This is a genomic window from Streptacidiphilus sp. MAP12-33 (assembly GCF_041261265.1).
GTDB lineage: Bacteria > Actinomycetota > Actinomycetes > Streptomycetales > Streptomycetaceae > Streptacidiphilus.
In genome coordinates, this window is sequence record NZ_JBGCCA010000020.1 from 88,774 (window position 1) to 114,684 (window position 25,911).

Annotated in this window: 19 protein-coding genes, 1 pseudogene and 1 riboswitch; of the genes and pseudogenes, 9 read left to right on the top strand and 11 right to left on the bottom strand. The window is 72.9% G+C overall.

Features of this window, described 5'->3' with window-relative positions:
* Positions 1 to 34 precede the first annotated feature (34 nt).
* Together ABH931_RS20740 and ABH931_RS20745 are read left to right on the top strand one after the other, a co-directional pair.
* Positions 35 to 2,161 (top strand): PQQ-binding-like beta-propeller repeat protein, encoded by a 2,127-nt coding sequence (locus ABH931_RS20740; protein ID WP_370115348.1) that lies wholly within the window; start codon positions 35 to 37, stop codon positions 2,159 to 2,161.
* Complete coding sequence (locus ABH931_RS20745; protein ID WP_370115350.1) at positions 2,158 to 4,350, top strand: PQQ-binding-like beta-propeller repeat protein; 2,193 nt, start codon at positions 2,158 to 2,160, stop codon at positions 4,348 to 4,350. The genes ABH931_RS20740 and ABH931_RS20745 overlap by 4 nt, the downstream gene beginning before the upstream one ends.
* Positions 4,351 to 4,399: 49 nt before the next feature.
* On the opposite strand, the gene ABH931_RS20750 is transcribed toward ABH931_RS20745, so the two are convergent.
* The 5 genes from ABH931_RS20750 to ABH931_RS20770 form a co-directional block, all read right to left on the bottom strand.
* Positions 4,400 to 6,319 carry an amino acid transporter gene (locus ABH931_RS20750; RefSeq protein WP_370115439.1) on the bottom strand — a complete coding sequence of 640 codons (1,920 nt, stop codon included), beginning with the start codon at positions 6,317 to 6,319 and terminating at the stop codon, positions 4,400 to 4,402.
* Between the two features lie 169 nt (positions 6,320 to 6,488).
* Positions 6,489 to 7,493, bottom strand: a complete 1,005-nt coding sequence (locus ABH931_RS20755) for an NAD(P)H-dependent flavin oxidoreductase (RefSeq protein ID WP_370115352.1) — start codon at positions 7,491 to 7,493, stop codon at positions 6,489 to 6,491.
* Positions 7,494 to 7,536: 43 nt separating this feature from the next.
* Complete coding sequence (locus ABH931_RS20760) at positions 7,537 to 8,691, bottom strand: acyl-CoA dehydrogenase family protein (RefSeq protein ID WP_370115353.1); 1,155 nt, start codon at positions 8,689 to 8,691, stop codon at positions 7,537 to 7,539.
* Positions 8,688 to 11,009 (bottom strand): acetate--CoA ligase family protein, encoded by a 2,322-nt coding sequence (locus ABH931_RS20765; protein ID WP_370115355.1) that lies wholly within the window; start codon positions 11,007 to 11,009, stop codon positions 8,688 to 8,690. Before ABH931_RS20765 ends, ABH931_RS20760 begins: the two co-directional genes overlap by 4 nt.
* On the bottom strand, positions 11,002 to 12,573 hold the full coding sequence (locus tag ABH931_RS20770; RefSeq protein ID WP_370115357.1) for an APC family permease: 1,572 nt from the start codon (positions 12,571 to 12,573) through the stop codon (positions 11,002 to 11,004). Before ABH931_RS20770 ends, ABH931_RS20765 begins: the two co-directional genes overlap by 8 nt.
* 143 nt (positions 12,574 to 12,716) lie before the next feature.
* Here ABH931_RS20770 and ABH931_RS20775 point away from each other — a divergent pair.
* Together ABH931_RS20775 and ABH931_RS20780 are read left to right on the top strand one after the other, a co-directional pair.
* A pseudogene (locus ABH931_RS20775) lies at positions 12,717 to 14,141 on the top strand (flavin monoamine oxidase family protein); the annotation flags it as partial.
* A 29-nt stretch (positions 14,142 to 14,170) separates the two neighbouring features.
* Positions 14,171 to 15,067 carry a TetR family transcriptional regulator C-terminal domain-containing protein gene (locus tag ABH931_RS20780; RefSeq protein ID WP_370115442.1) on the top strand — a complete coding sequence of 299 codons (897 nt, stop codon included), beginning with the start codon at positions 14,171 to 14,173 and terminating at the stop codon, positions 15,065 to 15,067.
* Positions 15,068 to 15,083: 16 nt separating this feature from the next.
* On the opposite strand, the gene ABH931_RS20785 is transcribed toward ABH931_RS20780, so the two are convergent.
* Complete coding sequence (locus ABH931_RS20785) at positions 15,084 to 15,686, bottom strand: chorismate mutase (protein ID WP_370115359.1); 603 nt, start codon at positions 15,684 to 15,686, stop codon at positions 15,084 to 15,086.
* A gap of 271 nt (positions 15,687 to 15,957) precedes the next feature.
* On the opposite strand from ABH931_RS20785, the gene ABH931_RS20790 reads away from it, so the two are divergent.
* Complete coding sequence (locus ABH931_RS20790) at positions 15,958 to 16,902, top strand: patatin-like phospholipase family protein (protein ID WP_370115361.1); 945 nt, start codon at positions 15,958 to 15,960, stop codon at positions 16,900 to 16,902.
* A 25-nt stretch (positions 16,903 to 16,927) separates the two neighbouring features.
* Here the strand turns inward: ABH931_RS20790 and ABH931_RS20795 are convergent, their stop codons facing one another.
* Together ABH931_RS20795 and ABH931_RS20800 are read right to left on the bottom strand one after the other, a co-directional pair.
* Positions 16,928 to 17,578: a hypothetical protein gene (locus ABH931_RS20795; RefSeq protein ID WP_370115363.1), complete on the bottom strand. Its 651-nt coding sequence runs from the start codon at positions 17,576 to 17,578 to the stop codon at positions 16,928 to 16,930.
* A 15-nt stretch (positions 17,579 to 17,593) separates the two neighbouring features.
* Complete coding sequence (locus tag ABH931_RS20800; protein WP_370115364.1) at positions 17,594 to 17,833, bottom strand: hypothetical protein; 240 nt, start codon at positions 17,831 to 17,833, stop codon at positions 17,594 to 17,596.
* Positions 17,834 to 18,416: 583 nt separating this feature from the next.
* Between ABH931_RS20800 and ABH931_RS20805 the strand changes: the two genes are divergently transcribed.
* A complete protein-coding gene (locus tag ABH931_RS20805) occupies positions 18,417 to 20,117 on the top strand; it encodes a protein kinase (RefSeq protein ID WP_370115366.1) in 1,701 nt (566 codons plus the stop codon).
* 181 nt (positions 20,118 to 20,298) lie between these two features.
* On the top strand, positions 20,299 to 21,420 hold the full coding sequence (locus ABH931_RS20810) for a hypothetical protein (RefSeq protein WP_370115367.1): 1,122 nt from the start codon (positions 20,299 to 20,301) through the stop codon (positions 21,418 to 21,420).
* A 7-nt stretch (positions 21,421 to 21,427) separates the two neighbouring features.
* Here ABH931_RS20810 and ABH931_RS20815 read toward each other — a convergent pair whose 3' ends face one another.
* Both ABH931_RS20815 and ABH931_RS20820 read right to left on the bottom strand, forming a co-directional pair.
* Positions 21,428 to 22,315 (bottom strand): sigma-70 family RNA polymerase sigma factor, encoded by an 888-nt coding sequence (locus ABH931_RS20815; protein ID WP_370115369.1) that lies wholly within the window; start codon positions 22,313 to 22,315, stop codon positions 21,428 to 21,430.
* Positions 22,316 to 22,343: 28 nt separating this feature from the next.
* A complete protein-coding gene (locus ABH931_RS20820; RefSeq protein ID WP_370115370.1) occupies positions 22,344 to 22,949 on the bottom strand; it encodes a hypothetical protein in 606 nt (201 codons plus the stop codon).
* A 101-nt stretch (positions 22,950 to 23,050) separates the two neighbouring features.
* Between ABH931_RS20820 and ABH931_RS20825 the strand changes: the two genes are divergently transcribed.
* A complete protein-coding gene (locus ABH931_RS20825) occupies positions 23,051 to 23,800 on the top strand; it encodes a hypothetical protein (protein ID WP_370115372.1) in 750 nt (249 codons plus the stop codon).
* Between the two features lie 74 nt (positions 23,801 to 23,874).
* Here the strand turns inward: ABH931_RS20825 and ABH931_RS20830 are convergent, their stop codons facing one another.
* Positions 23,875 to 24,822: an NlpC/P60 family protein gene (locus tag ABH931_RS20830; RefSeq protein ID WP_370115373.1), complete on the bottom strand. Its 948-nt coding sequence runs from the start codon at positions 24,820 to 24,822 to the stop codon at positions 23,875 to 23,877.
* Positions 24,823 to 24,895: 73 nt separating this feature from the next.
* Positions 24,896 to 25,079: riboswitch (cyclic di-AMP (ydaO/yuaA leader) on the bottom strand.
* A 203-nt stretch (positions 25,080 to 25,282) separates the two neighbouring features.
* Between ABH931_RS20830 and ABH931_RS20835 the strand changes: the two genes are divergently transcribed.
* Positions 25,283 to 25,903 (top strand): isoprenylcysteine carboxylmethyltransferase family protein, encoded by a 621-nt coding sequence (locus tag ABH931_RS20835; protein WP_370115375.1) that lies wholly within the window; start codon positions 25,283 to 25,285, stop codon positions 25,901 to 25,903.
* Positions 25,904 to 25,911: the final 8 nt, after the last annotated feature.

Consider the following 25,911-nt stretch of genomic DNA (forward strand, 5'->3'; position numbering starts at 1 on the left):
TGCCCGCTATGCTGCCCCCCGTGTGGGGGACACTATGAGAGCGAACGATCTGCCGTCGGCTGCCCGGATCGGGCCCTACGAGCTGGTGCGACTGCTGGGCGAGGGCGGCATGGGCCAGGTCTTCCTGGCCCGGTCGCCGGGCGCACGCCTGGTCGCACTGAAGGTGATCCGGCCCCAGTTCGCCCAGGAACCGGATTTCAGGGGCCGTTTCCGGCGCGAGGCGGAGGCCGCCCGCCGCGTCAGCGGGCTGTTCACCCCGCCGGTGCTGGACGCCGACGCCGACGCCCCACTGCCGTGGCTGGCGACCGCCTACGTGCCCGCGCCCACCCTGCACGAGGTGGTCCGCGCGCACGGACCACTCTCCGCACCAGCGGTGGCGGCGCTCGGCAGCGGACTGGCCGAGGCGCTGCTGGCGATCCACGGCGCCGGGCTGGTCCACCGCGACCTGAAACCGGGCAACGTGCTGCTCGCCGACGACGGCCCGAAGGTGATCGACTTCGGCATCAGCAAGCCCCTCGACGGCACCCGCCTGACCGGGACCGGCACCACGATCGGCACACCCGGGTTCATGGCCCCGGAGCAGGTCGTCTCCGGCCGGGACACCGGACGCGAGGCCGACGTCTTCGCGCTCGCCTGCGTCCTGGCCTTCGCCGCGACCGGCGACGGCCCGTTCGGTACGGACTCGACGGCCGCCGTGCTGTACCGGATCGTCCACGAGCCGCCACGCCTCGACGGCATCCCCCTCGGGCTGCGCGGGCTGCTGACGTCCTGTCTGGAGAAGGAACCGGCGCGCCGCCCCTCGGTCGCCGGCCTGCTCGCGGGCCTCGGCCCGACGGACTCGGCCGCGCTGCTCACCCCGGCCCTGCGGGCCGACCTCGCCGAACGGCGGCAGCGGAGCACCCTGGCCGCGGACGCTCCCGCACTGCCGCCCACCGTGCTGGCGCCGCCTCCGGTCGCCGCGCCTCCCGACCGGCGGCGCTTCCTGCGCGTCGTCGGCGCGGTCGCCGCGACGGCCGCCGTCGCGACGGGGGCGGCCGTGTGGGCGGCCGACCGCGGTGGTGCCGGCACCACGTCCGCGGGCCCCACCCCGAAGGTCGGATCCGGCACCGCCTCCGCCCCTCCCGCGCTCGCGACGCTGTGGCGGCGCGACCTCGCGCAGAGCTCCACCAGCGGGCGGATCGCCCTGGTCGGCAGCACCTTGGTCCAGTTCGACAACCAGCAGGCCGCAGGATTCGACACGACCACAGGGCACCCCCTGTGGACCGCCGCACCCCAGCTGCCGTCCGACTCGACCGACCAGGTCAGCTGGCTCGGCGCGAGCGCTGACACCCTCTTCGGCGGCGCCGTCAACGGCTATCTCGTGGGCCTGGACCAGAACGGAAAACAGCGCTTCGTCCACAAGGTGAGCGGGCCCGACGACTCCGGCTTCGCCCCTCAGGTCGGGGAACTGTTCGACGTCGCAGGCGGCGTCGCACTGATCCGCCTGGACCTGCCCGGCTACCTGTACCGCGCCATCGACCTCACCGACGGCAGCCACCTGTGGGACCGCCCGACGGACAGCAACGCGACCGCCACCACCGACGGACAGCGCTGGTACGTCCTGGACGGCGACGCGGTCTGCGCGCTCGACCTGCGGACCGGCCGCGAGCTCTGGAAGGCCTCCGGGATCACCACGCCGGGCTCCGGGATCGGCCTGAGCACGGCCGCCGGGCGCGTGCTGCTCACCGACAGCCAGGTCCGGGCCCTCGACGCGTCCACCGGGAAGCAGAAGTGGGCGGGCGCCAACGGCGGTGGGGCCGGGCTCTCCCCCACCGTCGTCAGTGGCGGCACGGCGTTCGTCGCCGACGACCGGGGCCGGATCTCCGCCCTCGGAGCCCTGGACGGACGCGACGTCTGGCACAAGGTCAGCCCCCTGGACCTGGACACAGCCGCCGCGCGGTCGCTCGCCCAGGACATCGCCGTCTCGCCGGACCTGCTGGTCCTCGCCACCTCCGGCGCCCCGGGACTGGTCGCGCTACGACCCGTCGACGGCCAGGTCCTGTGGACCCACCAGGAGCCCGCCTCGACGTCGACGTTCGCCTGGTCCGTCCTCGCCTCGGGGCGCCTCGCCTTCGCCGCCTCGCAGACCACCCTCTACGCCTTCCGGAGTCCTGCCTCATGACGGCACCGACCGCCGCGCCCTCGCTCACGCACATCGGGCCCTACCGGATCCTGCGGGAGCTGGGGGCCGGCGGCATGGGCCGGGTCTATCTCGCGGCGACCGCGTCCGGGCGTGCCGTCGCCGTCAAGGTGGTACACCCGGAGTTCGCCGCCGACCCGTACTTCCGCCGCCGGTTCCAGCGCGAGGCGGACGCGGCGCGGGCCGTGTCCGGGGCGTTCACCGCGCCCGTCGTGGACTGCGATCCGGACGGCACCCCGCCCTGGTTGGCGACCGCCTACGTGCCGGGCCCCTCGCTCTCCGAGGCGATCGACGCCGGCGACCCGATGCCGGAGCCGAGCCTGCGGGTGCTGGGCGCGGGCCTGGCCGAGGCGCTGATCGCGGTCCACCGCGCGGGGTTGGTCCACCGTGACCTCAAACCGTCCAACATCCTGCTGGCACTGGACGGTCCGCGCGTCATCGACTTCGGCATCAGCAAGGCGGCCGACGGGACGGCCCTGACCGCCGAGGGCCAGCTGATCGGCTCCCCGGGCTACATGTCGCCCGAGCACTGCGAGGGGAGGGAGCTCAGCGCGGCGAGCGACGTGTTCTCGCTCGGGGCCGTGCTCGCCTACGCGGCCACCGGCAGGCCCCCGTTCGGCGTCGGCGCCACCCACGCCGTGCTGTACCGGACCGTCCACGAGCCGCCCTCGCTCGACGGCGTCCCGCCCGGCCTGCTCGGCATCGTGGCCGCCTGCCTGGAGAAGGACCCGTCCCGGCGCCCGCCGCTGGAGCACCTGCTCGCCTGGCTGCGTCCCGGCCCCGGTGCGAGGACGGCGGGCTGGCTGGGTCCGGCCGAGCAGCAGGTCGCGGTCCGGGAGCGGCAGCTGGCGCAGGCGCTGACCCCGCCCGGCCCCACCCGGCGCGGGCTGCTGCTGGGTGGTTCCGCCGTCCTGGCCGCTGCGGCGGCGGGCGGGGCGGCCTGGCTCCTGCGTCCCTCCGGCGCCGGTTCCGGTTCCGCCACCGGTCCGCGGCTGGCCTGGACCGCACCCCTCCCGGCCACCGACATGAACATCCAGTCGGTGACCGGCACCACGGTGCTCTGCTGGGGTCGCACCGGTGCCGCCTGCCTCGATCTGGCCACCGGCAAGGCGCTGTGGCACGAGAGCGACGGCAGCACGACCAGCGCCAAGGCCCACGGCGGCTGGGTCTACGCCCTGCGCGTCGACGGCAAGGTTCACGGCCTCGACGCCCGCACCGGAGCGCAGCGGTGGTCCACGCCTCTGCCCGGAGGCGGTGGCTCGGCCCAACTCCAGTACGCCGACGAGTCGCTGGTGGTGGTCGCCGCAGACCAGACCTTCCACGCCCTCGATGCCGTCTCGGGTGCCCTGCGGTGGAGCCGTCCTGTGGAGGGCGGGGACTTCCTGACCGGTGCGGTGACCGGCGGCCCGCTGGTGCTGAACGGCGTGTCGAAGACACCCGGCGTCGGCAACCTCTACACCGTCGCGAGCCGGAGCAACGGGACCCCTCTGTGGTCCCGGCCGCTTCGGGAGCTCTACGCCCCGTCCACCGGCGGGCTGCTCAACGCCCTCGACGCCCAGCGGAACCTCCAGGGCGTGGACGCCGCGAGCGGGACCGTGCGCTGGAGCCGGGCCAGCGGCCTGCCCAAGCCCACCAACGCACAGGAGACCGAGTACTTCCTCTCCCTGCGACTGCTGTCCGGCACGCTGTTCTGCAATCCGATGATGGACGAGAACGACCCTCCACGCAGCGGACTGCTGGCCGCCTTCGATCCCACGACGGGCGCGCCCCGCTGGTCCCTCGACGCCCCGATCGCGGCCGAGATCGACGGCTACGACGTCGCGGGCCGGACGGTGGGGTACGTCGACAAGGGCGTCCGCGGTGTCGACCTGCGGACCGGCCGACCGCTGTGGACGGTCGGCACGGATCTGGGCGCCCTGCACTTCCTCGGCGCGGTCGGCGGCCTCCTGGTCGCGGCCGCTTCCGGGCACGCGTCGGGCCTGTACGGTTTCGCCCCGGACACCGGGCACCAGGCCTGGCACCAGCCCCTTACCGGTGCGACCGGTTCGTGGGCCACCGCCAAGGCCGACGGTGTCCTGCTCGGATGCTGCGGCAGCACCCTGGTCTGTCTGACCGACAGCACCGCGGGCGGGCCGGGCGCGCGGCCCTCCGGCTCACGCGCCTGGCCCTGAACCGGGCCCTGGGCCGGACGCGTGAACCGGCCCTGAACCAGGCCCGGCCTCAGCCCACGTGGACCTTGGGCCGCACCGCGCGGTTCGGCTCGGCCTCGCGCAGCACCTCGCGGGTCAGCGGGGCCACCTCGCCCTGGCCGAGGAAGAGGAAACGCAGCAGCTGGGAGATCGGGTTGCCCTCGGTCCAGTCGAAGTAGATGTGCGGGCGCTTGCCACCGGTGCGGTCGCGCACGTCCAGCAGGAACGCGGCGAGGGCGTTGGCGATGGTGGAGCTCTGCAGGGTCAGCACCCGGTAGCGGCCGTGGCGGACCTCGCCGCGGATGTTCAGCTCGGACTCGAAGTCGGACGGGTCGCCGACACTGACCTCGACGAAGACGAAGTCCTCGCCGTCGGGGCGGCCGTGGTCGTCGCGGATCTGCTCCAGCTTGTCGCGGTAGACCTCGGCGCTGTCGTGCTCGGGCTTCACCGCGATGAACTGCACCCGGCGGCGGGCCAGGTCGCGCACGAAGCCGCTCGCGAGCTCGTCCAGCACCACGTCGGTGACCCGCAGCTCGAACGCGCGGACCAGGCGGGAGAGCATCGAGACGAGGATGATCCCGGCGATGAAGCAGGCGCCGATCTTGACGCCGTCCGGTCGCTCGAAGACGTTCGCGACGGTGGTGTAGCAGAAGATCGCAGCGATGATCCCGAAGAGCCAGACCCGGCCGCGCTGCTGCGCCCGCCACGCGGCGATGGTCACGGCCACCGCGGCGGAGGTGATCAGCACCAGCACGCCCGTCGCGTAGGCGCCGCTCTGGGCGTCGACGTTGGCGTCGAAGAGCCAGGTGACCAGGAACGCGATCACGATGAAGACGATGACCATCGGCCGCATGGCCCGCGCCCAGTGCGGCGCCATGCCGTAGCGCGGCAGGTACTTGGGCATCAGGTTGAGCAGCCCGGCCATGGCGGAGGCGCCGGCGAACCAGAGGATCGCGATGGTGGAGACGTCGTAGCAGGTGCCGAAGACGGGGCCGAGGTAGAGGTGGGCCAGGTAGGCCAGCGCGCGGCCGTTGGCCGGTCCGCCGTCCTGGAACGCGGACTGCGGGATCAGCACGGTGGTGATGACGCTGGTGGTGATCAGGAAGACGCTCATGATCACGGCAGCGGTGGTGAGCAGCTTCTTGGTGCCGCGGATCGTCCCGGCGGGCTTGGCCTCGTCGTCGGTCGGGTCGCCCTTGATGTGGGGCATGACGGCGACGCCGGTCTCGAAGCCGGACAGGCCGAGGGCGAGCTTGGGGAACGCCAGCAGGGCCAGGCCCACCATGACCGCCGGGTTGCCGTGCTGGGCGGTGAGCGCGTTCGTCCAGTGGACCGTCAGGTGCGGGGCCTGGATCAGCTTCCACAGGCCGACGCCGACCACCACGGTGTTCAGTACCAGGTAGGCCGCGACCAGTCCGACCGCGAGCCCGATCGCCTCGGTGAAGCCCTTGAGGAAGACCGCGCCGAGCAGCGCGACCAGGACCAGCGTGATGAGCATCTGATGCCCGTGCAGGAACCCGCGCAGGCCCGGGTTCTCCACCATGTGCGCGGCGCCGTCGGCGGCCGAGAGCGTGATGGTGATCAGGAAGTCGGTGGCGGCGAAGCCCAGCAGCGCCAGCACGAACAGCTTGCCGCGCCAGGACGGCATCAGCTTCTCGAGCATGGCGATCGACCCGGCCCCGCGCGGGCTCTCCTCGGCGACCCTGCGGTAGACGGGCAGCGCGCCCAGCAGCGTCACGATCACCAGGACGACGGTCGCCACCGGCGACAGCAGCCCGGCCGCGAGTGCGGCGATGCCGGGCTGGTAGCCGAGGGTGGAGAAGTAGTCGAGGCCGGTGAGGCACATGACCTTCCACCAGACCTGTTTGTCGTGCTGCTCGTGGTCCTCGGCCGGTTTGGCCGTCGAACCCGACTGCGTGGCCTGTTCTATGTCCTCCAGCAGCCAGCTCATCAGGCGCTCGGGACGTGCGGGCGCGGTGCCCGATCGGGTGGACGCGGACACCAGGACTCCTTGAGTCTTTGTAGACAAAGCGATCGCCGAGCGATCAAACCTCGCCGACCCTAGCGCCCGCACGCCCCCCGATGGTCCGTTCCACCTGCACGGAGGCGTTAAGGACGCGTTAAGAACGGGCCGTCACGAGGTCCGGCGTGAGCTGGTTCACCAGGCCCGTCCGGATGATCGCCTCGGCGTCCTCGACGATGGTGCGGACCACCGTGGCGCAGCTCTCGACACTGTCGATCAGGCCCTGCGCCTGCCCTGCCCACCACATGCCGTCCTCCACTGCCCCGTCCTGGAGCACGCGTTGGCGTCCGCGTCGGCCGGAGGCGAGCTCGGCGACGTCGGCGAAGGTGGCTCCGGGAAGAGCGCCGAGACGGGCGATCTCCTCGGAGACGGCGTTGCGGGCCACCCGGGCGGTGTTGCCGAACTCGCGGAAGACGACGCGGGTGTCGCGTTCGTCGTTGGCCACGATCCGGGCCTTCACGTCGGGATGGATCGGCGCCTCGACGGTGGCCTCGAAGCGGGTGCCCATGTTGATGGCGCAGGCCCCCAGGGCCAGGGCGGCTACGAGGCCACCGCCGGTGGCGAAGCCGCCCGACGCGATGACCGGGACGCGCAACCGCCGTGCGGCGGCCGGGATCAGGACCAGGCCGGGCACGTCGTCGCTGCCGGGGTGACCGGCGCACTCGAAGCCGTCGATGCTGACGGCGTCGACGCCCAGCGCCTCGGCCTTCAGGGCGTGCCGGACCGAGACCGCCTTGTGGACCACCTTGACCCCGGCCGCCTTGAAGGCCGCCAGGTGTGGGGCCGGGTTGCTGCCCGCGGTCTCGACCACGATGACGCCAGAGTCGACGATGGCGGCCCGGTACTCCTCGTAGGGCACCGGCTCGATGGTGGGGAGGATGGTGAGGTTCACGCCGAACGGACGGTCGGTCAACTCGCGGCAGCGGGCGATCTCCCGCGCCAGCGCCTCCGGGGTGGGCTGGGTCAGCGCGCTGAGGAAGCCCAGCGCCCCCGCGTTCGCGACGGCCGAGATCAGCTCGGCGGTGCCCACCGCGAGCATGCCCCCGCACACCACGGGGTGCTCAACCCCGAACATCCGGGTGAACTCGTTGTCGAATGCCATGTCACTCCTGCTGCCTTGACGGATGAACGGTCTGCGAGCGGGGTCAGAGCCGGCGGGAGATGATCAGGCGCATGATGTCGGAGGTGCCCTCCTCGATCTCCTCCAGCTTGGCGTCGCGCATCCACTGCTCGACCGGGTACTCGCGCGAGTAGCCCCACCCGCCGAGCGTCTGCACCGCGCCCCAGGTGACCGCCATCGCGGTCTCCGAGGCCTGGAGCTTCGCCATCGCGGCGAGCCTGGTGCTGTCGGCACCGGCGTCGAACTGCCGTGCCGCGTGCAGGGTCAGCAGCCACGCGGACTCGATGCGGGTCGCCATGTCGGCCAGCCGGAAGGCGACGGCCTGGTGCTCGATGATCGGCTTGCCGAACTGGCTGCGCTCCCGGGCGTACTGGAGCGCGTACTCGTAGGCCGCGCGCGCGGCGCCGGTCGCCGCCGCGGCGAGCACGATGCGGGAGACGTCGAAGGTCTTCATCAGCCCGAGGAAGCCGTGCCCCTCCGCGCCGAGGCGGTCGGACTGGGGGACGAACACCTCGTCCAGGAAGATCTCGCGGCACACGATGGCACGCTGGCCCATCTTCCGCATCGGCTCGCCGAACCGCATCCCCTCCGCGCCCTTGCGCAGCAGGAAGGCGGAGACGCCGGAGGACCGCCGGGCGGGGTCGGTCTTGGCGAACACCACGTACTGGTCGGCCAGTCCGGCGTTGGAGATCCACGCCTTCTGGCCGCTGAGCCGGTAGCCGCCGTCGGCGCGGGTGGCGGTGGTGACGATCGAGGCGGCGTCCGAGCCCGAGCCGGGTTCGGTGGTGGCCAGCGCGGTGTACAGGGGGTTCGGTCCGGCGAGCGGGCGCAGCCACTCCTCCTTCTGCGCCTCGGTGCCCAGTTCGAGCAGCGGGTCGGCGAAGAAGCCGTTGGAGCAGACGAAGTTGCCGATGCCCGGGTCGCCCCAGCACAACTGCTCCTGGACCAGGCACTGGGTCACCAGGTCGGTGAACCCGCCGCCGCCGTACTCCTCGGGCAGCATGAAGTCGGTGATGCCGACCTTCGCCGCGGCCTGGAAGATGTCCAGCGGCGACTCGACGTCACGCTCGTCGACCTCACGGCCGCGAGGGCGGATCTCGTTCGCGGCGAAGGTCCGGCACAGCTCGACGATCGCGCGCTGCTCGTCGGTCAGCGGCCAGGGCTCGGTGGGAGTGCTCACGCGGGTGCTCCTGCTTCGTGGTGGATTTCATGACGGTGGTGGTCGGTGGTTGCCGCAGGCGCTGCCGCGGCGCGGGGGACGACGAGCGCGTCGACGGCGAGGGCGCCCTCCGGGGCGACCCGGATCGGGTTGATCTCGATTTCCTCGACGCGGCCGGTGGCGGCGATCGCCGCGGAGACGGCGACGATCGCGTCGGTCAGGGCCTCGACGTCGACGGGCGGCTTTCCGCGCCAGCCGTCGAGCAGGGCGCGCGAGCGCAGCCGGGCGAGCATCGCCGCGGCCGTGGCCCGGTCGACGGGGGCGAGCTCGATGGCGACGTCCCGCCACAGCTCGGCCTGGACCCCGCCGAGGCCGACGGCGACGATCGGCCCGAAGTCCCGGTCCCGGCGGGCGCCGACGAGCATCTCGACGACGCCGGAACGCGTGTCCTGCTCCTCCAGGACGTACTCGCCGGGGCCCAGCCGCGCGGACATCTCGTGGAACGCCGCAACGGCGGTCTCGGGGGTCAGCCCGGTCCGGACGGCGCCGAGCTCGCTCTTGTGCTCGATCCAGGCGGCCTTGAGCACGAGCGGAGCACGCAGGAACGCGCAGGCCTGCGCGACCTCGGCGCGGTCGGCGACCCGCCGCGCGGCGGGGACCGCGATCCCGTGGGCGGTCAGAAACCCCCGTGCCGCCAGGTAGCCGGAACCCGGCGGTTCGGCGCTCGGCGCCTCGGCTCCGCACGCCACGCCACCCTGCCGCTCGATGCTCGGCCTTGCGGGAGACAGCCGTTCGGCGCCGCGCGCCCCGCCGCCCGACCCGTCAGGGCCCGGCGCCTCCGCGCCCCGCCACTCGGCGGACGGCCGATCGGCGGCTGGCTGCCCCGCGCCCGACCGCTCGGCGGACGGCCGTTCGGCGGGGAGCCGTTCCGCGGTCAGCCGTTCGGCGGGGAGCCATGGGACCGTCAGGTCGCGGGCGCGTCCCGCGCCCAGCGCGGCCGCGCGGCCGAGGGCGGACAGGGCCGCGTCCACGGTGGCGAAGGCCGGGACGGCGTGGTCACCCATCCGGCCCACCGCCGGGGAGCCGGCGCTCATGCTGTGCACGACCAGAGGCACCTCCGCTCCCCCGGCTCGTCGGCCCAGCCGGTCCACGACGGCCAGCTCGGCGTCCCTGAGGCCCGGCGTGTCCTCGCCGTAGCAGCCGAGGTAGCCGGAGAGCAGGACGGAGTCCACCTCGCCCGAGGCGGCGACCAGTTCGACGAGGCTGGCGTAGACCTGGAGGTCGGCCTCCCCCGCGCCCGCGAGGTCCACCGGGTTGGCCACCGCTGCCGAGGCGGGCAGCAGCTCCCGCAACCGGGCCTGGAGGCTTTCGCTGAAGACCGGCGTCACGAGCCCCTGCGTCGCGGCGACGTCGGCCGCGATCGCGCCCTGCCCGCCGCTGTCGCTGACGACGGCGACCCGGCGGCCGCGCGGCACCGCACCCGCGTCCAGCAGCCGGGCCGCGTCGACGAGTTCGCCCGGTGTTGCGACCCGGAGCGCTCCGGCGGCCCGGCAGGCCGCGTCGACGACGTCGAGGGCCGAGGTCATCGAGCCGGTGTGGGAGCGGGCGAGGCGCCGGCTGCCGTCGCTCGCCCCGGTGGTGAGCACCAGCACGTGCTTGCCCGCGCGGCGCAGCGCCCGCATCGCCGCCACGATCCGCTCGCCGCCCGCGAAGCTCTCCAGATAGAGCGCCACCGTGCTCGTGTACGGGTCGTCGGCGAGGGATTCGAGGATGTCGACGGCGGCCACGTCGAGCTGGTTTCCGACGGAGTAGAAGCAGGAGACGCCCAGCCCGGCCCGGGCGCCGAGTCCGGCGATCTCCGAGCCGAGCTGGCCGCTCTGCGAGACGACGGCCAGGCTCCCGGGCGTGAACCCGCCCCAGGCGAGCGTGAGGTCGGTCGCGGCCCGGAAGAGTCCGAGGCTGTTGGGTCCGACGATCCGGGCGCCGGAGCGGCGCAGCAGCGCGACGATCTCGTCGTGGTCGGGGCCGAGCCCGGCGGTGATCCCGAGGAACGCACGGCATCCCTTGGCCAGGGCGGACTCCACGACCGGGCGCAGGTGCGGCGCCGGCACGCACAGCACCACCAGCTCGGGGATGCCCGGCAGATCGTCGACGCTGCCGTGGCTCGGTCGCCCGAGGATGCCGGTGGCGCGGCGGTTGACCAGCCACACCTCGCGCCGGTGGGATCCGGCGAGGGCGCCCTTGGCGAGCCAGTGGCCCCACTTGGCCCGGTCCTCGGTGGCCCCGACGACCGCGACGGAGGCGGGGTCGACGAAGGCACGGGGAAGCGGCTCAGACATGCGGCGTCACCACCGTCCGGGCGGGGTCCGGCGCGCCCAGGACGGACCGGCGCCGGAAGAAGCCGGGGTAGACCCGCCGGCAGACCAGCAGGACGAGCAGTCCCAGCAGGACCGTGCCGGTGCCGATGACGAAGGTGCCGCCGACGCGGGTGCCGGAGGTGAAGGGCAGCGTCCAGCTGGTGCTGCTGTTGGCCGGGTCCCAGGCGTGGACCAGGCTCCAGGCCCCTGCCGCGAGCAGGACGGCGCCACCGATCAGCGGGAGGACGATGCGCAGCCAGAGGTCCCCGGCGCTGCTGCGCCACTCGGTGCGGTGCGCCCAGGCAGAGGTGACGCCGGTGAGGCCGTAGTAGAAGGCGATCATCACGCCACAGGAGGAGACCGCGTCACCGATGGCGAGCCCGTGGCCGAGGAAGTTCATCACCGTGTAGACCACCGCGCCGACGACGCCGACCGCGATCGTGCCGACGTGCGGGATGCGGAAGCGGGGGTGCACCCGGGCCAGCGCGCGGGGCAGCGCGCCCTGGTCGCCCATCGACAGCATGGTGCGGCTCAGGGTGAGCACGGTGGTCTCCGTGGAGGCGGCGGCCGAGGTGAGGACCATGAGGATGAGCAGGTGCCACAGCACCGAGCCGAAGCCACCGGAGCCGAACACGGCGGTGCCGAACGGGTAGAGGACGTCCCCGGAGTTGTCCGGGTTGTTCAGGCCGATGCCGGTGTCCCCGATCCCGGCGAAGGAGATCGCGGCGTAGGTGGCAACCAGGTACAGCGCCACGAGCAGGACGGTCGACCAGGTCGCGGCCCGGCCGGGGATGCGGCGCCGGTCGGTGGTCTCCTCGTTGACGGTCAGGGCCGTCTCCCAGCCCCAGTAGATGAACAGCATGAGCACCAGCCCGCTGACGAAGGCGCTCATCGAGCTGCCCTCGAAGGGGTTGAGCCAGGACAGCTGCGGGCGGTGCATGCCCGCGGGCGCACTGCCGTCGTAGACCCGGACCAGCGCGACCACCGACAGGACCAGCAGCATGCCGAACTCCAGGAACAGCAGCGCGCGTTGCACGGCCGCGGCGATCTCGATACCGCGGTAGCAGACCAGGGTCATCAGCAGCAGCCAGCCGAGGCCGGCCAGCAGCACGCGCGGATCCGCCGGGGTGGAGCCGATGCCGTTCGCGCCGAGGAGGAGGAACACGTACTGTCCCGCGACCTGCGCCAGGCTGCCGATGACGAGCACGAAGGACGCGATGATCGCCCAGCCGCCGAGGAGGCCGACGTTGGGACTGAGCACCCGCGAGGCCCAGGTGAAGATCGTGCCGCAGTCCGGGTCCCGCCGGTTGAGCGCGGCGTAGCCGAAGGAGACGAACAGGATCGGCACGAAGGCGACCACGACCACGGCCGGGGCCTGGAGGCCGACGTACCCGACGATGAACGCCAGGGTCGCGGTGAGGCTGTAGGCGGGCGCCGCGGACGCCACGGCCAGGATCAGGCTGGTGGCCATCCCGAGTGCGCCCGAGCGCAGGCCCTTGTCCGAGCCCTCGCCCTCACTTCCCCGGTCTTGCGATTCTCTGGGCATTGCCACTCCCGACTGGACGGAAACACAGGCACTAGCAACGAAACGCAATGATTGATTGGTGAGTCAGCCTGATCGGGGCGCGGGGCACTGTCAAGATACGGATCGCAACTTTCCGAATCTATTGACTAGAGAAACAGTGTTGCGACACTGTGTCGCTCGTGACAGCGACAAGACGAGAAACTTCAGCCGTCGTCGACACCGAGGTCGTGGTCGTGGGCGCCGGATACGCGGGACTGACCGCCGCACGCCGGCTGGCGGACGCCGGGATCGACGTGGTGCTGCTGGAGGCCGCCGACCGCGTGGGCGGCCGGACGCTCAGCGAGGTGACCGCGTCCGGGGTGCGCGTCGACCACGGCGGCCAGTGGATCGGGCCGACCCAGCGCCGGTTCCACGCCCTGGCAGCCGAGTTCGGCTGCGCGACGTTCCCGACCTGGGAGACCGGGCAGCATGTCGAGGTCCGCCACGACGGCACCCGCGTCGACTACGAGGGCGCCGCGCCGGACAGCGGTCCGGGGATCGCCGAGTACGAACGCGTCACCGCCCTGCTCGACGAGCTGGCCCACCGCGTCGAACTCGAACAGCCGTGGGAGAGCCCCAGGTTCGCCGAGTTCGACGCCCGCTCGGCGGAGGAGTTCTTCCGCTCCGAGACCGACGACGAGGACGCACTGCGCCGGCTGGCGCTCGCCGTCCAGGGCGTCTGGTGCGCCGAGCCGCGTGAGATCTCCCTCTTCCACCTGCTCTTCTACCTGGCCTCGGGTGGCGGGTACGAGCAGCTGATGGAGACCGGCGGCTGCGCACAGGACTCGCGCTTCGGCGACGGGGCGGACTCGGTCGCCCGCGCGCTCGCCCTCTCGCTGGGCAGCCGGATCCGGCTCGGGGAAGCCATCATGACGGTTCGTCAAACAGCCGACGGAGTCGAAGCCATGACCGCGCACACCCTCGTCCGCGCCCGCCGGGCCGTGGTCGCCGTGCCACCGGCCGCGCTCGGCGGGATCCGTTTCGAACCGGAGCTGCCGGCCGAACGGTCGGGCTGGATGCGCCACGCCCCGATGGGACGGGTCGCCAAGGTGCACGCCGTCTACGAGCAGCCCTTCTGGCGCGCGGCGGGCCGCTCCGGCATCGCCACCCTCTACGGCGACCGGCCGGTCGGCGTCGTCTTCGACAACTCACCGCACGACGCGTCCCACGGCGTGCTCGTCGCCTTCGTCTACGGCGACCGGCTCGACGAATGGAGCGCGGCGACGGCCTCCGAACGTCGCCGCGCCGTGCTGGCGGCACTGACCGAGGTCGTGGGCGAACAGGCCGGGGAGCCGATCGACTACGTCGAACGGATCTGGCCCCGGACGGGCCCGACCATCGGCGGCTACGCGTGCTTCATGACCCCGGGCGGCTGGACCGCCTACGGCCACGGCGGGTGGCGCACCGCGTCGGGTCGCATCCACTGGGCCGGCACCGAGACCGCGTCGGTGTGGACCGGCTACATCGACGGCGCGATCTCCTCCGGCGAGCGCGCGGCGGCAGAGGTCGTCGGCGCCCTGACGGCGGAGGCCGCCGGGCAACTCGGCTAGAACGCGCCGGCTGCCATACTGACCGCGTGATGACGCGCACCGAGAACCCGCCTGCCGCCGAGGTCACACCCGCCGCCGCGCCCGCGGCGGCAGCCGGCCTGCCGGAGCGGATCCGCACGGCGATCCGGTCGGCAGGGCTGTCCCAGCGCGAGCTCGCCCAGCGGATCGCGATGGACCCGACCGCCCTGTCCAAGGCGCTGCGCGGCACGCGCAAGCTGCGCGACAGGGAGATCGCGGCCATCGCGAAGGCCTGCGGGGTCTCCACCGCCTTCCTGCTCGACGGTTCCGGCCCGGCGCCGGTCCTGCCGCCCGAGAGCGGCCGGGACCGGGCCGAGGCCGTCACCGCCGAGGAGCGGCGCGAGCAGATCCTCCAGGCCGCGACCGTCCTCATCGCCCGCCGCGGCTACCACAACGTCCGGGTCTCCGACATCGCCCGCTACTGCGGGACCAGCACCGCGACCGTGCACTACCACTTCCCCAGCAAGGAAGCGACGTTGCACGCCGCACTGGAGTACTACGCGCAGCGCTTCCGCTCCCGGCTCGACGTGGAGTTCCAGCAGGCGAGCTCGGCACGCGACAAGCTGCGCCGCCTGATCGAGGTCCAACTGCCGCTCACCACCGACGACATCGACGAGTGGTCGGTGTGGATCCAGTTCTGGAACCAGGCGATGCTGGAACCCCCGCTGCGTCCCGTCCAGCGCCTGGCCTACTCGGGCTGGCACCAGGTGGTGCTGGACCTGCTCCGCGAGTGCCAGGCCGAGGGCGGCCTGGCACCGGGCGCGGATGTCGAGGCCCTCGCGGAACGCTTCACCGCCATGGTCGACGGCCTGGCGATCCAGATCCTCGCCGACTCGACGGCCATGCGGCCGGAGCGCATGCGCGCGCTGCTGCTGCGGGCGTTCGAGCCGTACCTCGATCTGGCGTAGTCCGGCGGGCGTGGAGTCAGTCCGCGCAGACCGAGGGGACGGCGCGGAGCAGGGCGGCGAAGTGCAGCACGTCGAGGCCGTCCTGGTGCCCGGCGTGGACCACGGCGGCGGTCAGCTGCCCGTAGCAGGAGGGCGCCTGGAGCGAGGGGTCGGCAGCCGCGATGGCCTGGACGAGCTCGTCGTCGATGGTGTTGAGCTCGGTCCGGATGGTGGCCAGGCTCGGCTTGGTGGTCGGCACGAGCGACGGGTCCGCGTCCCACTCGGCGTAGAGGGCGCGTTGGACGACCTTGTTGGCCTCGATCTGGTCGCGGAAGATCTTCGCGACCGGCGCGGGATCGATCCCCAGCGCGGTGGCCTGCTGCTCGGCGGCGGCGATGACCGCCGCCTCGCGCGCCGGGTCGTCGATCGGGCTGCTGGTCCCGTACTTGGCCGCCGCCACCTGGTCGGCCACCTCCACCCGCTGGGCGGACAGCTCCGCGATCGTCTCCAGCGGCCTCACCCTCGGCGCGGCCGCTGCGCTCCCCGCACCGGTCCCGACGCCGGCCACCGCCGTGGCAAGCACCAACGCCGCCCCGGCGAGCGTGGCCGTCGGTCGCCTCTTGCTGCTTCGCAGTCGCACAGGAATCCCCCAGTCGTATACGGAGCGTCACGCCGATCCTACGGGCGGATGCCGTCGGCGGGCGGGGTCCTTCACGGGATCCGCCGACTCGGAGCGCCGGTTGCCCCTCTCGTCGACGCCGTGCTAGCTTCCGAAGGTCGTGATCTACCAGCAGGAGGTGAGCCCCGTGAACGCAGTGTCCGCAACGGGTGCTCCCCCGCAGTCCACGATCGCGCGGCTGACGTAGTCGCCGCCGGGAGCGCCACCAGGCAACTTCGCAAAGGCGACTCCCATGAACACCACGTCTTCCTCTTCCTCCACTCCGCCCGGCGTCGCGCCGACGTTCGCGGGTGAGCGAGCCCTGGTCCTCCACGGCGGCGGTTCGGCCGGCAACGCCTGGGAGATCGGCGTCGTCGCCGGTCTCTTCGAGGCCGGACTGGACGTCACCACCGCCGACCTGATCGTCGGCACGTCGGCGGGAGCGACGGCGGCAGCCCAGATCACCGCCGCATCCCCGGCCGACCTGTTCGCCGCCGTCCTGTCGCCCGTGCCCCCGCGCGGGACCCGCCCGGCCGGCTCCGGCGGCGGGCGCCCTCCCGTCGGGCCGGCGGCGAACCACATGGAGACGACGGGCCGGATCATCGCCGCCGCGGCGGACGCCGCCGACATGCGCCGCCGCATGGGTGCGGCGGCGCTGGAGGCGGACGCGACGTCCGACGGCTCCGCCCAGGCGCTGTGGCGCACCACCGTGGCCGCCCGGCTGCCGCGTCAGGACTGGCCGGACCAGCGGATCCTCATCACGGCGGTCGACGCCCACACCGGCGAACCGGTCGCGTTCGACCGGGACAGCGGGGTCGACCTCGTCGACGCCGTCGCGGCCAGCACGTCCAACGGCTTCGGGGTCCCGCCCTACCCCATCGGCGAGCACCGGTACATCGACGGCGGCTACCGGCGCAACGAGAACGCCGATCTGGCGGCCGGGCACGCACGGGTGCTGGTGCTGTCGCCCTTCGGCGGCCGCACCCGGCATCCCCTGGAGTGGGGCATGCAGCTCACGGCGCAGGTCGAGGAACTGCGCGCGGGCGGCAGCAGGGTCGAGTCGGTCTTCCCCGACGCCGACTCGCTCACCGCGTTCGGCACCAACATGATGGACCCGTCCACCCGTCCGCCGGCCGCCCGCGCGGGTTACGCCCAGGGGCAGGCTCTGGCCGGCCACCTCGGCGCCTTCTGGCGCTGACCGGTCACCACCGCTGCTGCCCGGCTCAGTTCAACGTCTGTGGACCCGAGCCGGGCACCACGGTGCAGGGGCTCTCGTCGCCGTCGGTGAAGAGGTCGGGCCCCCGGGTCCAGGTGCACCAGGCGTGGGCCTCGGGCAGCAGGTAGGTGCCGGCGGTGTCGCTGCCCTTCCCCCCACACCCCGTGGTGCGCAGATCTCCGGTCGTCCACTTCATGACCACCCCGTACAGGGCGTAGCCGGTCGCGCCCGGCGGCACGGTCACCGTGATCTCGGTGTTGCTCGACTCCGTGGAGGTCCGGGTGACCGAACTGTCGGTCCGGCGCTCGTAGTCGAACACCGCGGTCGCCTCGCCCTCGGCCACCGGGACGAACGGCGAGGCGCCCACGACGAGGGCCTGCCCGGCGACGGCCGCGTGCACCTTCTCCGTGGTGGAGGTCGAGTGCTCGATGGTGAGCGTCTGGTCGTGGCGGGCGTCGACCTTCCAGGACTCGGCCGAGCCGTTGTTGTTCTCCGTCATCTCGGCGTCGACGACGGCCAGGGCCGTGCCGTCGTCCTTGACGTTGGTGTAGACGTGGGTCGGCGCGCAGCCCGCGGCGGCTGCCGCTCCCGAGCCGCCGCACCCGCACAGGGTGGCGGCCAGGGTCGTCGCGAAGGCGCAGACGAGGGCGACGGTCATCCTGTTCACCGCGGCTCACCCCACCCCGATGGTGAGCGTACGGGCGACCACTCCGTCGAGGCGCGCCTCGACCAGCACGTTTCCGGCCTCGGACAAGGTGATCCGCTTGGTGTAGACGTGGGAGCCCTTGCTGAGGGTGATCGGCAGGCTGCGGGCCTCCGGCTCGGACTGGCCGTCGCGGTAGAGATCGATCTGGGCCGTCGCCCCCGCGGAGGCCATGTCCGCGGAGAACGAGACGTAGACGGTCTGCCCCACCGGGAAGCGCGTGGACAGTCCTTTGATCGCCTGGCTGGTGGGGCCGATCCCGGTCCCGGTGACCAGACCGGTGATCCCTTGCGCCGGCGGGTCGGCGGGTCGGCGGAGCAGGCGGCCGACAAGGAGGCCAGGACCGCCATCGCGGTTCCGGCCAGGGGCGTGCTGAATAAGCGTCGCGATCTGGGCACGGTGGATTCCCTCGGGGCTTCGATGACTTCGTTCCGGGACCATGCCCGGCACGGCGCGCGACTGACGGGGGTGCGAGGGTACGACTGCTCTGTTCACCCGGAACTCACATCCGGAACTCATCGTCCGGACGGTGATACCGAAGGTAACGGATGACGCGGACCGACGCCCGGCAAACCGCGCAGGAAGTCGGCACCGCGCGCGGCTGCTGGCGTCGGGCTCCGGATCCGGGCATCGAGCGGCGGGGGCGACTTCACCGCCGAGCGCGACAAGCTCGCCACCCTGCGCGAGAAAGCCGAGCAGGAGCACGTCTCGCCGGCCGCCCGGCCGGCGGAGTTGAGCAGGCGTCAGTAGTACGGCGCAGCAGGCCACCCCGGTCGGGCTAACATGCGGTTCCATGACACCACTTGGGGGGACCGAGGGCACCAGGTTCGACCTGGCGGGCAGTGGGGCCGAGCCTTTGGACGGTGAAGACCCGCGGATGATCGGCCCGATCCCGCTGTTGGGCCGGCTCGGGTCGGGCGGTATGGGCCGGGTGTACCTGGGCACCGTGTCGGGCCGCTACGCAGCGGTGAAGCAGGTACTGCCGCAGTTCATCGAGGACGAGGAGTTCCATCGGCACTTCGGCCACGAGCTGGACAACCTGGCCCGCCTGCCGGAGCGGGTGAGCGCGCCGCTGCTGCTGGCCGACCGGGAGGCGCGGCCGCCGTGGTTCGCCACCGCCTACATACCCGGCCTCACCCTGGACCGGGCCGTCGCCGTCAACGGCGGGCCGCTGGACGCGGCACGCCTGTGGCTGCTGCTGCGCGAGGCCGCCGCCGGGCTGAAGGCCGTCCACGCGCTGGGCATGGTCCACCGCGACCTGAAGCCCTCCAACGTGATGCTCACCACCGACGGGGTCACCCTCATCGACTTCGGCGTCGCCCGCGCCGCCGACCAGAGCCGCCTCACCCGTACCGGCGTGGTGCTGGGCACCCCCGCCTACATGTCTCCCGAACAGGCCAACGGCAAGGGCGAGTTGACGGCGGCGGCCGACATCTTCGCACTGGGCGCACTGATCGCGTACGCGGCGTGCGGACGTCCGCCGTTCGGCGAGGGCTCGGGCGTCGACATGCTCTACCGCATCGTGCACACCGAGCCCGACCTGAGCGCCCTTCAGGCGCTCTCCCCCGACCTCGCCGAGGCCGTCGCGGCCTGCCTCGACAAGAACCCCGGCGCGCGCCCCACCGCCGACCGCCTCGCCCAACTGGCCCGGCAGCGCTGCGTCCTGGACACGCCCGACTGGCCCGAACCGGTCATGGCCCCACTCCGCGCCCGGGCCGCCTTCGCCGCGCTCCCCGCGCCGGACCCGGCGACCCTGCGCCTGACACCGCCCGTCCTCCCGGCCCCGGCCGCCCCACGCCACCGCCGGCGCTGGTTCGCACCGGTCGTCATCCCGGTGGTGCTGACGGTCGGCGTGGCGACCGGCCTGCTGCTCGTACCGGACCTGTTGCCGTCCCACGCGGCGACCGGCGCCGCCGGCTCCGGCCCTTCGGGGAGCACCACGCCGCCCTCCGCGTCCACCTCGGCGGGCGGTCGCGGGGGCTCCCCCGGCGCCGGTCCGAGCGCCGGCCCCGATCCGAGCCCGTCCGCCGACGCACCCGGCACGCCCGGCACGCCCGGCCGGACCGGTGCCACGAACTCGACGCCCGGCAGCAGCGGATCAACGGCCGGAAGCGGCAACAACGGCAACGGCAACGGGACCACACCCGCCACCCGGCCCACCCACACCGCGACGGCGTCCCCGACACCCCCGCTCGGTCCACGATGCGTGCTGAGCATCAACAGCTCCACGTGCAGCAGCAACAACCCCGCCGTCGTGCTGCAGTGGTTCCACGGCAACGGCGACCAGGGCTGCACCTTCACCGGCAACATCACCTGGGGAGACGGCTCCACCTCCAAGGGCACCACCTCCGGCGGCCCCGCCGGCACCTACTCCACCCTCGCGACCCACCACTACCCGCGCCCGGGCACCTACTCGATCAGCGTCCAGGCCATCACCGACTCCGGTCTCTGCCTCGCCTTCGGCTACAACGCCACCTTCACCGAGACGAGTTGAGCAGTTCACCCTGGCCCTCCGCTCCGGGAGCGTCCACGTGACGGCGGGAACCGCGCACGCCGCGACGCCGCCGGGCGGCGCCGGGCGGCGCCAGGGAGTTGGTCCGGACCATTGACAGGGCATCAGCAGATCACCAACCTTGGGGCAACCTTGTCGAGCCCTCTTCGCCGGGAGGCGATGGATGCGCCAGCACAGAGGCAGAACCCCCACCCTGCTCGCCGCCGCGACGCTCGCACTGACCGCCGCCGCCCTCGGCGGCGCCGCGCCCGGGCAGGCCGCCACGCCGCAGGCGGCCGCGGCGACCAGCCCGATCCAGGTCTACGGCGCCTGGCACTGCTCCGACGACGCCTGCACGTGGGCGACCGTGCGGGACATGACGGACTTCGACCAGAAGAACCACTGGCTGATCGACCGCGGCGACGGCCACCCCTCCGTCAACCTCGTCGTGCTGAGCTTCGTCAACCCGCTGCGCCTCCTCAACGGCACCACGGACGCGGGCGACACAGGCGGTGTCCCGAACGGGATGACCCAGGCGATCGTCGACTACTTCACCAGCCACGGCATCCGCGTGATGCTCTCCATCGGCGGCATCACCTACGTCAACGACTGGGACACCGCGCTCTCGCAGAACCCCACCCTGCTCGGCCAGAAGGCCGCCGCGCTCGCGACCCGGCTCGGGGTCGGCATCGAGATCGACTACGAGAACTCCTCCAGCCCCGACCTCACCGGGCTCCAGGCGTTCATCACCGCCTACCGCGCCGCCCACCCCTACGACGCGACCGGCGCCGACCCTGCCGCCCGGCTCACGATCGACGTCGCCGCGGGCGACCGCTGGTTGGTCGGGCTGGACCAGTACGCGACCGCGAACTGGCTCAACACCAGCAACCCCGTGCTGGACTACGCCAACGCGATGGTGCCCAGCAAGCAGCCGTCCACCTCCACCGCCGAGTCCAACTGGCAGGAACACCTGAGCGGCAAGCCGACCTACAACCCGCCGATCCCGCCGCTCGCGCCGGCGAAGTTCACCGGCAGCCTCTACATCGCCGAGGGCTCGTCCGTGCGGCCGGAGTGCACGACGTTCTCGACCTCCGTGGAGAACACGACGGGCAGTTGGGTGCAGAGCGCGGCACCGGCCGGGGCCGGGACCACGCCGGGCATGCTCGGCTACATGTTCTGGGCGGCCGAGATGCCCTCGACCAGGGGCGTCACCACCGACCCGCCCAACAGCTGCCAGGGCGGCGTCGGCGTCGGGTCGTCCACCTACGGCGTCCCTGTTCCGATGCCCGCCCTGCGCCAGAACTGACGTCACCTCACAGCACGGACCCCGCGACCTCGCTCAGCCGGGAGGGATCGCCGTAGATGTCGAGCGCGACGATGCGCTCCTCGACGACGGTGAAGGCCATCAGCACGTACGGCCGGCCCTCGCGCAGGACGAGCGTGGCCGCGGCGCCGTTGACCAGCACCGGGCGCAGCTCCGCGCCCGGGACGTAGCCGATGCGGGCGTTCTGGGCGACCGTGCCGGCCCCGCGGATCAGCGCCGGGCGCGGGAGCGGGAGGGCGCCGAAGTCGGCCCGGCCGACGACGTCCGGGTGCAGCACCGAGACCAGGGCGTCGAGGTCGCCGTTGCGGGCGGCGGCGAAGAAGGCGTCGACGACGACACGCTGCCGGGTCAGGTCCCGGTCGGGCGAGGGAGCGTCGGCCTGGGCGACGCGGCGGCGGGCGCGGCTCGCGAGCTGGCGGGTGGCGGCGCTCTCGCGCTCCAGGACGGCGGCGATCTCCGGGAACGGCACCTCGAACATGTCGTGCAGGACGAACGCGAGCCGCTCGTCCGGCGAGAGGGTGTCGAGAACGATCTGCAGGGCGAGGCCGACCGAGTCGGCCAGCAGCACCGCGTCCTCGGGGGTGGGCGGACCCTCCGCGCCCACCACGGGATCGGGCAGGTGCCCGTCCCACGCCTCCTCCCGACGGGCCGTGCGGCTGCGGAGCGCGTTGAGGCACACCCGGCCGACGACCGTGGTGAGCCACCCGGCCGGGTTCTCGATCTCGTCGGCCCGCGCGTCCGCGTGCACGATCCGCAGCCAGGCGTCCTGCAGGGCGTCCTCGGCGTCGGCGAAGGAGCCGAGCATCCGGTAGGCCACGGCCCGCAGCCTGGGCCGGTGCGTCTCGAACTGGTCCGCCCACCACTTCTCGTCGTTCACCGGGCCCAGTCTTCCACCTAACGCCGCCTCAGACGGCCGTGTCAGGCCCCGCGACCAGGCGCACCGCGTAGGGGCGCAGGCTGTCGTCGCCGTGCTCGACGCGGTAGCCGAGCGCGGTGAGGGTGCGGACCAGGGCCTCCGCCATCACCACCCGGACCGAGGTCGCGCCGGATCCCTCGGAACCGACCGAGGGGTGGGTGCGCCAGTGCAGCCAGACACCGCCGACGGCGTCGTCGAACGCGTCGACCTCCACCTCGACGCCGGCCAGGGACGACGGCGTCACCTCGTACGGCTTGGCGTTCAGCCCTGATGCGAGCAGGTCGCGCTCGACCCGCGCGGCGAGCCGTAGCAGCGCTGCGGCGGCGGGCGGATCCAACCGGCGCGGCCCTGGCGCGGGCTCACGCGGCCCTGGTGCGGGCTCACGCGGTCCGGCGTCCCGCTCGGCCGCGGGATCGGCCACGGGATCGACCGCAGGCTCGGGCCCGGAACCGGGCTCGCGCGGTCCGGGCCCGGCGGCCCCAGCGGGCCCGGACGTGGCCTGGGAGCGGGAGGCAGCACCGCTCGCGGCCCCGAAGGCGGCCTCGACAGCGGCCCGGGCGTCGAGCGCTTCGCCGGGCTCCGGTTCGGGATCCATGGCAGCAGCCTAGAGAAGCCTCACGCGTCTCCGGGGCCACTCGGGGCATGATCGGGGAAGGTCGCATATGCCCCCCGACAGGTCGACCCGCGAGGAGAGCCGTGGAGATCCGCTACAGCTGCGAGCCGAGCCCGGACGCGTCCGCGAACGAGGACTTCGTCCTCGCCGGGCCGCAGTTCGCCCTGGTCCTCGACGGCGCCACGCCGAGCGGTCTGCCGACCGGCTGCGTCCACGACGTGCCGTGGTTCGTGGCCCGTCTCGCGGGGCAGCTCGGCGCGTTCCTGCTGGCGCACCCCGACGAGCCGCTGCCGGAGGTGCTGCGGCAGGCGATCCTGCGCACCCGGGACCTGCACCCGCAGTGCGACCACGGCAACCCCGACAGCCCCTCCAGCACCGTGGCGCTGCTGCGTGCCGACCCCGGCGCCGACCGCCTCGACTGCCTGGTGCTCGCCGACTCGCCCGTCGTCGTCCGCACCTCCGAGGGCCGGATCGAGGTCGTCGCGGACGACCGCATCGACCAGCTGCCCGCCTACGACCGCGAGTCGGTCAGCGGGCTGCGCAACACGCCCGGCGGCTTCTGGGTCGCCTCCACCCGCCCGGACGCCGCCGAGCACGCGGTGACGGCGTCCTTCCCACTCGCCCGCGTGCGCGAGGCCGCCGCGCTGTCCGACGGGGTGACCCGCCTGGTGGAACGCTTCGGCTGGAGCTGGACCGAGCTGCTCGACACCCTCGCCGCCGACGGTCCGGCCCACCTCACCGACTCCGTCCGCAAGGCCGAACTCGCCCTGGCCGAGGGCACGTTCCACGGCAAGCGCCACGACGACGCGACGACGCTGCACTGGCGCATGTGACGCATACGACGCGTGTGACGCGAACGCGCGGCCTCCCGTCCCCGGTGGGCGGGAGGCCGCGCGGCAACCGTGTCTCAGATGTGACGCATCATGTAGATCGTGCCGACCGTCGTGATCGACTCCATGCGCACGTACGCCCCCGTGTGCGGGGCGTGCAGGATGATCCCGCCACCGGCCCACATGCCCACGTGCTGGCCACCGTTGAAGAAGACCAGGTCACCGATCTGCAGGTCGGCGACGGAGGCCACCGGAGTGCCCTCGGCCATCTGGGCGTAGGTGTCCGGGCCCAGCGAGTAGCCGGCCTGGGCGTAGGCCCACTGCATCAGACCCGAGCAGTCGAACTCGTTCGGGCCCTTGGAACCCCAGTTGTAGGGGTCGCCGATGCGGGTCTTCGCCGCCGCGAACGCCGCCATCTCGATCGAGTCGCCCGCCGTGCCGTGCGGGTGGAGGTTGGAGCCCGTGCCGCCGGTCAGCTGGGTGCGCTGGCTGGGCGTCATCGAGTTGAGGAGCTGCTGCGTCGCCTTGACTTTGGCGGCAGCGGCGGCCTTCAGCGCGGCGGCGTGCTGGGTGACGGCCTGGAGGGCCTGGAGCTCCTGCTCCGCCTCGGCCTTCTCGCGCGAGAGGAGGTCCTCCTGCGTGCGGAGCAGGCTCAGCTGGGCGGCCTCGTTGCCGGACAGCTGGTTCATCGAGGAGGCCTTCTGCAGGAACTCGCTCGGGTCGCTGGTCAGGATCAGCTGGACGGTCGGGTCCACCGCACCGGTCATGTACTGGCTCTGGGCGATCGCGCCGACGCTGTCGAGCAGCGTGTTGGCCTTGGCCTGCTCGCGGGCGATCTCGTCCTCCAGGATCGAGACCTTGTGCTGCAGTGCCTGCTGCTGCGCCTGCGCCTGGTCGTAGGCGGCGACGGCCTGGTCGGACGCGTTGTTCAGCTGGTCCAGCTGTGACTTCAGCTGCGCCGTGGTCGGCTGCGGAGCGGCCTGGGCCGACTGCGTGGCGAGGCCGACGCTGGTGGCCGCGACCACGGTGAGCGCGGATATTCGGGTGCGGGTACGACTGGGCGCGGCGGGACGGCGGTGGGACGCCACCTGGACGGGCTCCTTCTTCCTGGCCGCCTACCGGGTGAGCTGACGGGTTCGGGCCGGAAGTCTCGCCCTACGACATCTCACCGGCCGCCGCCCGTGCGCACCTGCGTGCGCCCGCGCGTAGCGGTCGACCTGATGCCGATTCACCCCGAGGACGTGGGTCCCCGGCTCCGTCTCGGCCCCGGTGCCCACGCCGTGCGCGGAACGACCGAACCCTCGACAGACTCGACGGGAACCGCCGCGGATCCCCCCTCGGAAGATCGACTGCACAGCGGTTCGAAAGGGAACCATAGTTGCCCGATCGTGACCGAATCAACTGGCGCGTCAGAAACACGTGTCCACCCACGGCTCCACCTCGGGGTGGAGGCCGCGCAGGCCGACGCCGCGCGACCCTGGAGACATGAGCGGAGTGCAGACTGCCGTGCACGGCGTCGTCTACGGCTGCATCGTGGTTTTCGCCGTGACCTGGGTGGGAGCGGCGGTGTACTTCGGGTCCCGCGGCGCCGGTTCGCCGGAGCGCCGTCGGGCGTGGCTGCGCAGCCTGCGCGCCTCGATGCCGGCGCGGGTGGCGCTGGTGGCCGGCATCCTGGTGCTGATCGAGCTGACCCGGCGACCGGACGGCCCGTTCTGGCGCCACCTGCAGTACTGGAACCCGGTGCTCGGCGTCGCGGGTGCGGCCCTCACCGTCGCGGCGACGGCGCTCCTGGTCTGGTCCCGGCTGGTGCTCGGGGTGATGTGGGCGGGTGTCCCGCTGGTGCAGGAGGGCCACGAGCTGCGCACCACCGGTCCCTACGGCCTGGTGCGGCATCCCATCTACACGGGACTCCTCGGGCTGGTGCTCGGCGCCGCGCTGGGCCTCGGATTCGGGGTGTGGGTGCTCTACACGGCCGTCACCGTGCCGTGGGCACTGCACCGGGTCCGGGTCGAGGACGACCTGATGGCGGCCGAGTTCGGCGATCGGTTCCTCGCCTACCGCCTCCGCGTCCCGGCACTGCTGCCACGCCGGGTCCGGCGACGGTAGGCGAGAGG